The sequence below is a fragment of the Lactobacillus sp. RTP31084st1_F9_RTP31084_210423 genome (assembly GCF_040919545.1).
Taxonomy (GTDB): Bacteria; Bacillota; Bacilli; order Lactobacillales; family Lactobacillaceae; genus Lactobacillus; species Lactobacillus paragasseri.
Map to the genome: position 1 here is coordinate 1 of NZ_JBCOVH010000008.1, position 8,896 is coordinate 8,896.

At 37.0% G+C, this 8,896-nt stretch carries 5 protein-coding genes and 27 tRNA genes; 31 read left to right on the forward strand and 1 reads right to left on the reverse strand.

The window, feature by feature from the left end:
• Window positions 1-16: 16 nt before the first annotated feature.
• The 16 genes from AB5359_RS09985 (at window position 17) to AB5359_RS10060 (ending at window position 1,407) form a co-directional block, all read left to right on the forward strand.
• Window positions 17-89: transfer RNA gene (locus tag AB5359_RS09985), tRNA-Val, on the forward strand.
• Between the two features lie 2 nt (window positions 90-91).
• A tRNA-Lys gene (locus AB5359_RS09990) sits at window positions 92-164 on the forward strand.
• A gap of 19 nt (window positions 165-183) precedes the next feature.
• Window positions 184-268, forward strand: a tRNA-Leu gene (locus AB5359_RS09995).
• Between the two features lies 1 nt (window position 269).
• Window positions 270-342 (forward strand) — tRNA-Thr (locus AB5359_RS10000).
• A gap of 20 nt (window positions 343-362) precedes the next feature.
• Window positions 363-434 (forward strand) — tRNA-Gly (locus AB5359_RS10005).
• Window positions 435-446: 12 nt separating this feature from the next.
• Window positions 447-532 (forward strand) — tRNA-Leu (locus AB5359_RS10010).
• A 9-nt stretch (window positions 533-541) separates the two neighbouring features.
• A tRNA-Arg gene (locus tag AB5359_RS10015) sits at window positions 542-615 on the forward strand.
• A 5-nt stretch (window positions 616-620) separates the two neighbouring features.
• Window positions 621-694 (forward strand) — tRNA-Pro (locus AB5359_RS10020).
• Between the two features lie 28 nt (window positions 695-722).
• Window positions 723-796, forward strand: a tRNA-Met gene (locus AB5359_RS10025).
• A 13-nt stretch (window positions 797-809) separates the two neighbouring features.
• A tRNA-Ile gene (locus tag AB5359_RS10030) sits at window positions 810-883 on the forward strand.
• Window positions 884-914: 31 nt separating this feature from the next.
• Window positions 915-988, forward strand: a tRNA-Met gene (locus AB5359_RS10035).
• 3 nt (window positions 989-991) lie between these two features.
• Window positions 992-1,064 (forward strand) — tRNA-Asp (locus AB5359_RS10040).
• 4 nt (window positions 1,065-1,068) lie between these two features.
• Window positions 1,069-1,141, forward strand: a tRNA-Phe gene (locus AB5359_RS10045).
• A gap of 17 nt (window positions 1,142-1,158) precedes the next feature.
• Window positions 1,159-1,229, forward strand: a tRNA-Gly gene (locus tag AB5359_RS10050).
• A gap of 12 nt (window positions 1,230-1,241) precedes the next feature.
• Window positions 1,242-1,315: transfer RNA gene (locus AB5359_RS10055), tRNA-Ile, on the forward strand.
• A gap of 2 nt (window positions 1,316-1,317) precedes the next feature.
• Window positions 1,318-1,407: transfer RNA gene (locus AB5359_RS10060), tRNA-Ser, on the forward strand.
• Window positions 1,408-1,742: 335 nt separating this feature from the next.
• Here AB5359_RS10060 and AB5359_RS10065 read toward each other — a convergent pair.
• Window positions 1,743-2,105 (reverse strand): hypothetical protein, encoded by a 363-nt coding sequence (locus AB5359_RS10065; protein WP_003650072.1) that lies wholly within the window; start codon window positions 2,103-2,105, stop codon window positions 1,743-1,745.
• A 222-nt stretch (window positions 2,106-2,327) separates the two neighbouring features.
• Here AB5359_RS10065 and AB5359_RS10070 point away from each other — a divergent pair.
• The 15 genes from AB5359_RS10070 (at window position 2,328) to AB5359_RS10140 (ending at window position 8,772) form a co-directional block, all read left to right on the forward strand.
• Window positions 2,328-2,399 (forward strand) — tRNA-Glu (locus AB5359_RS10070).
• Window positions 2,400-2,424: 25 nt separating this feature from the next.
• Window positions 2,425-2,515, forward strand: a tRNA-Ser gene (locus AB5359_RS10075).
• Window positions 2,516-2,522: 7 nt separating this feature from the next.
• Window positions 2,523-2,596: transfer RNA gene (locus tag AB5359_RS10080), tRNA-Met, on the forward strand.
• A gap of 3 nt (window positions 2,597-2,599) precedes the next feature.
• A tRNA-Asp gene (locus tag AB5359_RS10085) sits at window positions 2,600-2,672 on the forward strand.
• 4 nt (window positions 2,673-2,676) lie between these two features.
• Window positions 2,677-2,749: transfer RNA gene (locus AB5359_RS10090), tRNA-Phe, on the forward strand.
• Between the two features lie 4 nt (window positions 2,750-2,753).
• Window positions 2,754-2,835 (forward strand) — tRNA-Tyr (locus AB5359_RS10095).
• 7 nt (window positions 2,836-2,842) lie between these two features.
• Window positions 2,843-2,913 (forward strand) — tRNA-Trp (locus tag AB5359_RS10100).
• Between the two features lie 14 nt (window positions 2,914-2,927).
• Window positions 2,928-3,000: transfer RNA gene (locus AB5359_RS10105), tRNA-His, on the forward strand.
• A 7-nt stretch (window positions 3,001-3,007) separates the two neighbouring features.
• Window positions 3,008-3,079 (forward strand) — tRNA-Gln (locus tag AB5359_RS10110).
• A 20-nt stretch (window positions 3,080-3,099) separates the two neighbouring features.
• Window positions 3,100-3,170 (forward strand) — tRNA-Cys (locus AB5359_RS10115).
• Between the two features lie 31 nt (window positions 3,171-3,201).
• Window positions 3,202-3,285 (forward strand) — tRNA-Leu (locus AB5359_RS10120).
• A gap of 114 nt (window positions 3,286-3,399) precedes the next feature.
• Complete coding sequence (locus AB5359_RS10125; RefSeq protein WP_077410617.1) at window positions 3,400-4,566, forward strand: glycosyltransferase family 4 protein; 1,167 nt, start codon at window positions 3,400-3,402, stop codon at window positions 4,564-4,566.
• The gene (locus AB5359_RS10130; protein ID WP_003650069.1) at window positions 4,559-5,602 is read left to right on the forward strand and encodes a glycosyltransferase family 4 protein; all 1,044 of its coding nucleotides are present in this window, start codon (window positions 4,559-4,561) and stop codon (window positions 5,600-5,602) included. The genes AB5359_RS10125 and AB5359_RS10130 overlap by 8 nt, the downstream gene beginning before the upstream one ends.
• Window positions 5,602-6,618 carry a lysylphosphatidylglycerol synthase transmembrane domain-containing protein gene (locus AB5359_RS10135; protein WP_003650068.1) on the forward strand — a complete coding sequence of 339 codons (1,017 nt, stop codon included), beginning with the start codon at window positions 5,602-5,604 and terminating at the stop codon, window positions 6,616-6,618. The genes AB5359_RS10130 and AB5359_RS10135 overlap by 1 nt, the downstream gene beginning before the upstream one ends.
• Before the next feature lie 84 nt (window positions 6,619-6,702).
• Complete coding sequence (locus AB5359_RS10140; RefSeq protein WP_048685037.1) at window positions 6,703-8,772, forward strand: LTA synthase family protein; 2,070 nt, start codon at window positions 6,703-6,705, stop codon at window positions 8,770-8,772.
• Window positions 8,773-8,896: the final 124 nt, after the last annotated feature.

Consider the following 8,896-nt stretch of genomic DNA (forward strand, 5'->3'; position numbering starts at 1 on the left):
AGTCGCCGTGCTAAATGGAGGATTAGCTCAGCTGGGAGAGCATCTGCCTTACAAGCAGGAGGTCACAGGTTCGAGCCCTGTATCCTCCATTGAGTCGTTAGCTCAGTTGGTAGAGCATCTGACTTTTAATCAGAGGGTCGGCAGTTCGAGCCTGCCACGACTCATTGGCCCAGAAAAACTCAAGCGGGTGTGGCGGAATTGGCAGACGCGCTAGATTTAGGTTCTAGTGTTTTCGGACGTGTGGGTTCAAGTCCCACCACCCGTACCATGCCGATTTAGCTCAGTTGGTAGAGCATCTGTCTTGTAAACAGGGGGTCGAAGGTTCGAGTCCTTTAATCGGCATAAAAATTGAATAAAAAAATGCGGAAGTAGTTCAGTGGTAGAACGTCACCTTGCCATGGTGGGGGTCGCGGGTTCGAATCCCGTCTTCCGCTTATCATTATCATGCCGGGGTGGCGGAACTGGCAGACGCACGGGACTTAAAATCCCGCGGTTGGTGACAACCGTACCGGTTCGATTCCGGTCCTCGGCATATAATGATGCACCCTTAGCGCAACTGGATAGAGTGTCTGACTACGAATCAGAAGGTTGAAGGTTCAAATCCTTCAGGGTGCACACTTCGGGAAGTGGCTCAGTTTGGTAGAGCACCTGGTTTGGGACCAGGGGGTCGCAGGTTCGAATCCTGTCTTCCCGATTGTAGCTTAAACAGGAAGTTACAGGATGGCGGTGTAGCTCAGCTGGCTAGAGCGTCCGGTTCATACCCGGGAGGTCGAGGGTTCGATCCCCCCCGCCGCTATAGAGGTAAGCTTGGACCTTTAGCTCAGTTGGTTAGAGCAGACGGCTCATAACCGTCGGGTCGTAGGTTCGAGTCCTACAAGGTCCATAGGATCTTGGCTTTTTTTATATAAAAACATCGCGGGATGGAGCAGTCTGGTAGCTCGTCGGGCTCATAACCCGAAGGTCATAGGTTCAAATCCTGTTCCCGCAATATGGTCCCTTAGTGTAGGGGTTATCACGCCTCCCTGTCACGGAGGAGATCACCGGTCCGAATCCGGTAGGGACCGTAATGGCTCGATAGCTCAGTTGGTAGAGCAAAGGATTGAAGCTCCTTGTGTCGGCGGTTCGATTCCGTCTCGCGCCATTAGGAAGCAAGAAGTTGCGGGTATAGTTTAGTGGTAAAACGAAAGCCTTCCAAGCTTTAGTCGCGAGTCCGATTCTCGTTACCCGCTTCAAAGGAAAAGGGGCCTATAGCTCAGCTGGTTAGAGCGCACGCCTGATAAGCGTGAGGTCGATGGTTCAAGTCCATTTAGGCCCATTGGAGATTTACTCAAGTGGCTGAAGAGGCGCCCCTGCTAAGGGTGTAGGTCGGTTTATACCGGCGCGAGGGTTCGAATCTCTCAATCTCCGCTTTGAATTAAGCACATTGGAATATTCCAATGTGCTTTTTTATGTGCTAAGAAAAAGTAGTTATTCAGTATGATAGTAGCGTTTTTATAATAAGAAAAAATTCGCTTATCAAAGAGATTTTACAAATTTTGAGCACATTTATCTTAAAAGCTAAAAAACAACTCTAAATTAGTTATATATGTCTATTTAAGAGTATATTAATAAGTAGTTTAGATCTTATTAAGGGTTTTGCAGGAAAAATGTGATTTTTAACTAATCTTAGATTTTTGCTCAAAAGAAAAATCCTACTAAATCAAGACTATTATCAGTCTCAAGATTTAGTAAGATTTTTCAATTTATTTATTTTTGGTTTTTAAATCTTTAAGTAATCGAATAATTTCATTATTTTGCTTAATTAAGATCCAGTTTTGTAGCTTTAAAGTCTCTTCAGGTGAAACTCCGTCCATTAAATCACTTTGAGCAGTTTTATGGAGAAGAGATATATAGGACGGTTCGACATGTTTAATTTCGTGTTCGGCCAAATATTTATTGGTCAAATTATCTATATACTCATTAACTTGATTAGCGTCTTTTTCAATTAATTCTTCTTTTTGCCAGGGGGTTAATTTCGCGTGATCTTCGCAAATTAAGTTCCCGTCAGCGAGTTTTAATAGTTTTTTGCTGTTTTTATTGTCAATAATACATTTGTTACTAGACATAACGTACCTCCATATACGCTAAGTGTAGCACCTTTATTAAACGATAGAGAGTAAAAATGCAATAAAAGAAAAAAAGTTCAAATTAGGGGTTGCATCAACTGGGTGTTTTTAGTAATATAGTTATTGCTGATGCGGAAGGTAATACAAAGCAACGCATCAAAAATAAAAACTTGTTGACATTGCTTTATAAATAGAGTATGATTAATAAGTACGTTAAAAAACGACCCGTTGGTCAAGTGGTTAAGACACCGCCCTTTCACGGCGGTAACATGAGTTCAAATCTCGTACGGGTCATTACCATATTAAAGATGGTATAAATGGAGGATTACCCAAGTCCGGCTGAAGGGAACGGTCTTGAAAACCGTCAGGCGGGTTCTGCCCGCGCGTGGGTCCGAATCCCACATCCTCCTTAATCATCGCGGGATGGAGCAGTCTGGTAGCTCGTCGGGCTCATAACCCGAAGGTCATAGGTTCAAATCCTATTCCCGCAATATGGTCCCTTAGTGTAGTGGTTATCACGCCTCCCTGTCACGGAGGAGATCACCGGTCCGAATCCGGTAGGGACCGTAATGGCTCGATAGCTCAGTTGGTAGAGCAAAGGATTGAAGCTCCTTGTGTCGGCGGTTCGATTCCGTCTCGCGCCATTCTGGAGGCCTAGCGAAGTGGCTAAACGCGGCGGTCTGTAAAACCGCTCTCTCTGAGTTCGGTGGTTCGAATCCACTGGCCTCCATTTAAATAGGGATATCGTATAAAGGTAGTACATCGGTCTCCAAAACCGCTAGTGTGGGTTCAATTCCTACTATCCCTGTTTTTAATATTATGGCGGAATTGGTGAAGTGGTTAACACACCGGTTTGTGGATCCGGCATGCGTGGGTTCGATCCCCACATTCCGCCCTAACATTGGGATATAGCCAAGTGGTAAGGCAATGGACTTTGACTTCATCATGCGTTGGTTCGAATCCAACTATCCCAATTTGTTAATGATCAGAGGTTGGCGGTGTAGCCAAGTGGTAAGGCACGGGTCTGCAAAACCCTAATCATCGGTTCAAATCCGATCACCGCCTTCGCCTGAATTTCCTGATTAATTTCATTTATGGCGGTGTGGCGGAATTGGCAGACGCGTCAGACTCAAAATCTGGTGTCCCCTGGGACGTATCGGTTCGACCCCGATCACCGCTATTTATTCAGACATTCTGGCAAAAAGACGTGAGTTAGTTCTCGCGTCTTTTTTTTATCCAAAATTGCAACTCCTTTCTACTAACTTTATAATGGTCTTTAATGGAGGTATTTTACATGAATATTGGGCTATTTACCGATACTTATTTTCCTCAGCTTTCTGGGGTAGCAACTTCAATCCAAACATTGAAGAATGCTCTTGAAAAAAATGGACACTCTGTCTTTATTTTTACTACAACAGATCCTCATTTGGGTAAAGGAACTATTGAACCTAATGTTTTTAGAGTTAGTAGCGTTCCTTTTGTTTCTTTTACTGATAGGAGAATAGCGTTTCGAGGACTTTTTCAAGCTACCAAAATCGCTAAGGAAGTAAAGCTTGATATTGTTCATACACAAACAGAATTTTCAATGGGGATGATTGGAAAATATGTTGCACATTCTTTAGGCATTCCCGCTATTCATACGTACCATACTATGTACGAAGATTATTTGCACTACGTTTTAAATGGACATTTACTGAAGCCATATCATGTAAAACAATTTACCAAAGCTTATTTGCATAATATGGATGGAGTAGTTGCTCCCAGTGAACGCGTTAAAGAAACTTTAACACGATATGGAGTTACCATACCTATGCGAATAATTCCGACGGGGGTAGATTTGGCTGCCATTAATGAAAATCCACGACGAGATGTAAGGAAAGAATTAGGAATAGATTCGAATGAGAAAGTTATTCTTACTCTGAGTCGTGTAGCTGCGGAAAAGAAAATAGATCAAATTCTGGATGTTTTGCCCACAGTTTTAGAAAGTGAACCAAATGTAAAATTTGTAATTGCTGGGGATGGCCCAGATGTGCAGCCTTTAAAAGATCAAGTCGCTAGACTTTCGTTAGAGGACTATGTTATTTTCGCTGGTAGTGTTGAGCACAGTGACGTAGGAAATTATTATAGAATGGCAGATTTATTTGTATCAGCTAGCGATACTGAAACGCAGGGCTTGACATATATTGAGGCTCTAGCTGCTGGTACTAAATGCGTTGTCTATAGTACTGATTATACTGAGCATGTTTTTGATAATAAGGAGCTTGGGAGTACATTCACAACAAAAAATGAAATGACGAATGAAATCATTGATTATTTAAAAGCAAATCAATTCACTATTCCTAAAAATCTAAAAGAGAAAAAGTTAATAGACGTGTCAGCAGATACGTTTGCACATAAAATAGAAGATTTTTATCAAGAAGCAATTCAAAATAAACAAAAGACTGAGGTAAATTATGATTAGAATTAATATGTTTTCTCAAGCTGACTCTGTTCAAGGTCAAGGCGTGGGATCAGCGTATAAAGAGCTAATTCGTTTACTTAGAACAAGATTAGTAGATGAATTTTATGTAACTATCAATAAATATGGAACAAGTGATTTAACACATTATCATACAATTAATCCTACATATTTTGCTAACAGTTTTTTGCCTAGTCGAGGTAGGAAAATTGGATATGTACATTTTTTACCGGAAACCTTAGAAGGTTCTGTTAAATTACCCGAGCCTGTAAAAAGTATTTTTTATAAATATGTAATCGATTTTTATAAAAGGATGGATCAAATAGTAGTAGTTAATCCGATTTTCATTGATAAACTAGTAAAATACGGTATTAATGAAAAAAAGGTAAAATATATACCTAATTTTGTAGCTAAAAGTGAATTTTATGAGCAAAGTCAAGTTCAAAAAAATGCATTTAGAAATAAATTGAATATTCCTTTGGATAAGTTTGTAATTGTCGGAGATGGACAAGTTCAAGAAAGAAAGGGTGTAGATGATTTCGTTAAATTAGCCGAAGCAAATCCAAGTATTCAATTTATTTGGGCTGGTGGCTTTTCATTTGGAAAAATGACGGATGGATATGCACACTTTAAGAAATTAATTGATAATCCACCTAAGAATTTAAAATTTACAGGAATTGTGCCACGAGAAGAATTAGTCAGTTATTTAAATATTGCTGACTTATTCTTACTGCCATCTTTCGATGAACTGTTTCCAATGTCCGTTTTAGAGGCATTTTCATGTAATACTCCTGTATTATTGCGTGACTTGGACTTATATCAAGCTATTATTGATGGATATTATATGAAAGGTAGAAATTTTGAAGAGTTAAATTCTCAAATTAAATCTGTAGTATCCAATCCCGAAAAATTGAAAAAATATCAAAAATTGTCTGCTGAAGCAAGTCAAGAGTATTCAGAAGACCATCTCGCTAAAATCTGGTATGACTTTTATATGGAGCAGTATGAAATTGGTAGAAAGTTAGGGCAAATTAAGTAATGAACAAAAAACATTTTATTGGAATGCTAATTGTTCTTCTAATTAGTGGTTTCGTTATTTGGCAAGAACTAAGAAAAACGCCAGTTAAAGCATTATGGGGAGCTAGCAAGAAATTAAATATAAACTTTTTATTACTAGTTCTTTTGGTAATGGTTTTATCTTATGCCTGTGAAGCTGCAATTATTTGGATTTTAGAACATAAAAAAGGAGAGCCTCATCGCTCCGCATGGTCTTTTTTCAGAATTCCAATTATTCAAGCACTTTTTAATGCCATAACACCTTTATCTACTGGGGGTCAGCCTTCACAATTAGTAGCAATGATTCAAATGGGAATAGAAGGTGGCCGTGCTACTTCAATTTTATTGATGAAATTTATTATTTATCAGATTTGTGTTTTGTTTGCTTATGTTTCAACAATTATTTTTGGTTTCCATATGGTGATAACCAAGTTTTCAGGATTAGCATTGTTTATCTTAATTGGTTTTATTCTTCATGTTAGTTCAATAATATTTTTATTAGCTATTATGTTTGCTTACCGCTGGACAAAAAGCGCGACTAATTGGCTGATGAATCTATTAGAAAGATTCATGAACAAAAATACTGTTGAAAAATGGCGTAAAAATACTATGGAAAAAATTGAAACTTTTTATGCAGAAGGTCAAAATTTAAAACGCGAAAAGAAAAAATTACTTGGTGCAAGTATTTTGACTATTGGACAATTGCTGTGCTTTTATTCAATTCCATATTTAATTCTGTTAGCTTTAAATTTAACGCCTTCTTGGTTAGAAGTGACACAGATGAATATCATGATTATTATGTTTATGGCAATTGTTCCAATTCCAGGTGCGTCAGGTGGAGCTGAATTTAGCTTTCAAACTTTATTTACTACCTTTATTCATTCAAATATATTATTAACCTTAGGGATGTTTTTGTGGCGCTTTACCACTTACTTTTTTGGAATGATTCTAGGAATATTTGGTTGGTTGTTTAAGCCGAAGAAAATAAGAAGTCATTAAAATTCTTTAAATTTACTATTTTAATTTATCAAAACTATTTTTTAGTAGTAATATCATGAAAGAACAAAGTTGAGGAGGACTTAAATGGGACGCCTAAAAGCATCATATAATTGGCTAACTAAAACTAAATTAGGCTTTTTTACTGTAGTTGTTGTATTTTTCTGGGTTAAAACATATTTAACTTATATAACTAAGTTTAATCTAGGAGTAGTGGGCCCAATGCAGAAGTTTTTGCTATTGATTAATCCACTACCAACAGCCATGCTATTAATTGGAATCGGATTATTTTTTAAGGGTAGAAAGTCATATTGGATTATGGTCATAATTGATTTCCTATTGTCTTTGTGGCTATTTTCGAATATTTTGTATTATCGAGAATTTTCTGATTTCTTATCTACATCCATTATTAAAACTTCAGGATCTACGTCAGATAATTTGGGAAAGAGTATTGCTGGAATTACTAAAGGTACTGATTTTTTAGTATTTTTGGATGTAGTTATTATTGTCTTATTAATAGCTTTTAAAGTTTTTAAAATTGATGTTCGTCGTTTAAAGCTAAAGATATCTCTTCTAGTTGAAGGGTTAGCTGTAGTATTGATTGGAACAAATCTAACTATGGCGCAAAAAGACAGACCTGGTTTGCTCACAAGGACTTTTGATAATAATTATATTGTCAAATATCTAGGTTTAAATTCTTTTGCTGTTTATGATGGTGTAAAAACAGCTCAAAGTAATGCGATTATGGCAAAAGCAAATCATAGTGACTTAAAAACTGTTCAATCTTATATTAAGAAGAACTATATTGCTCCGAATCCTGAATATTATGGTGTAGCTAAAAATAAAAATGTGTTGGTTATTCATTTAGAAAGTTTCCAGCAGTTTTTAATTGATTATAAGTGGCACGGAAAAGAAGTTACTCCTAACTTAAATAAGCTATATCATGCAAATGATACAATTAGCTTCGATAATTTCTTTAATCAAGTAGGTCAAGGGAAAACATCAGATGCTGAAATTATGCTAGAAAATTCTATTTTTGGCTTACAATCAGGTTCAGCAATGTCAAGTTATGGAACGTCCAATACTTTTGAAAGTGCTCCAGCTATCTTAGGGCAACAAGCTGGTTATACGAGTGCGGTTATGCACGGTGGTGCAGGATCATTCTGGAATCGTGATAATGCTTATAAATCCTTTGGGTATGATTACTTTATGCCTTTATCTTATTATCAAAATAAGAAGGGGTATTATTTAGGGTATGGAATTAAAGATAAGCTCTTTTTTGATCAATCTATTAAGTACATAGAACATTTACCGCAACCATTTTATTTGAAGATGATTACTGTAACCAATCATTATCCGTATGATTTAGATAAGAAAAATCAGTCAATTGATAAAACAGATACTGGTGATAAAACAGTAGATGGGTATGTGCAAACGGCCCACTATCTTGATGAAGCTATTGGAGAGCTTATGAGTTATCTTAAAAAGTCAGGATTGGAGAAGAATACTCTAATCATGCTGTATGGTGATCATTATGGAATTTCAGGAAATCACCATAAGGCTTCAGCACAATTGCTGAACAAAGATAGCTTTAATAATTTTGATAACTTACAATTTCAGCGTGTGCCTTTGATGTTCCATATGCCAGGACTTAAGGGTGGCATTAATCATACATATGGCGGAGAGATTGATGTTAGACCAACTTTATTTAACTTGTTGGGTATCAATGATCAGAATATGATTCAATTTGGACATAGTCTTTTAGCAAAAAATGCTCCACAAATTGTTGCTCAAAGAAATGGTGACTTTATTACGCCAAAATATAGTAAGGTGGAAGGAAGTTATTATTATACTAACTCGGGTAAGCGTGTAACTCATCCAAGTAAGAAGGTAAAAGCACAATTAGCTTCAATTTCTAATACGGTAACAACCGAGCTATCGCTGTCTGATCGAGTAATTACCGGTAATTTACTTCGTTTCTATAAGCCGAATGGATTTAAATATGTAAAGAGAAAGAATTATTCTTATAAAAAGACAGACTCTTTGAAGAGACTGAAAAAGGCGGAAAGGAATAGTAAAAACAGCGTATGGTATCAAAATGGTAAGAAGTCCACACAAAGTGACTTTAAGACGGATGCTCCAGAATTGAAAAAATAGGAAGAAAACTGTGTTAAGTAAATATGCTTAACACAGTTTTTTTATACCCGAATTTTTAAAATAAAGATTGCTTTTAAATTGGAAAAACAAAAGACGAAAATCAGACAATCGAAATTTATTAATA

Excerpts from the sequence above, each read along its gene's own strand:
- AB5359_RS10125 (WP_077410617.1), top strand. The coding sequence starts at position 3,400 with ATGAATATTGGGCTATTTACCGATACTTATTTTCCTCAGCTTTCTGGG.
- AB5359_RS10065 (WP_003650072.1), bottom strand. The coding sequence starts at position 2,105 with ATGTCTAGTAACAAATGTATTATTGACAATAAAAACAGCAAAAAACTA.
- AB5359_RS10130 (WP_003650069.1), top strand. The coding sequence starts at position 4,559 with ATGATTAGAATTAATATGTTTTCTCAAGCTGACTCTGTTCAAGGTCAA.
- AB5359_RS10135 (WP_003650068.1), top strand. The coding sequence starts at position 5,602 with ATGAACAAAAAACATTTTATTGGAATGCTAATTGTTCTTCTAATTAGT.
- AB5359_RS10140 (WP_048685037.1), top strand. The coding sequence starts at position 6,703 with ATGGGACGCCTAAAAGCATCATATAATTGGCTAACTAAAACTAAATTA.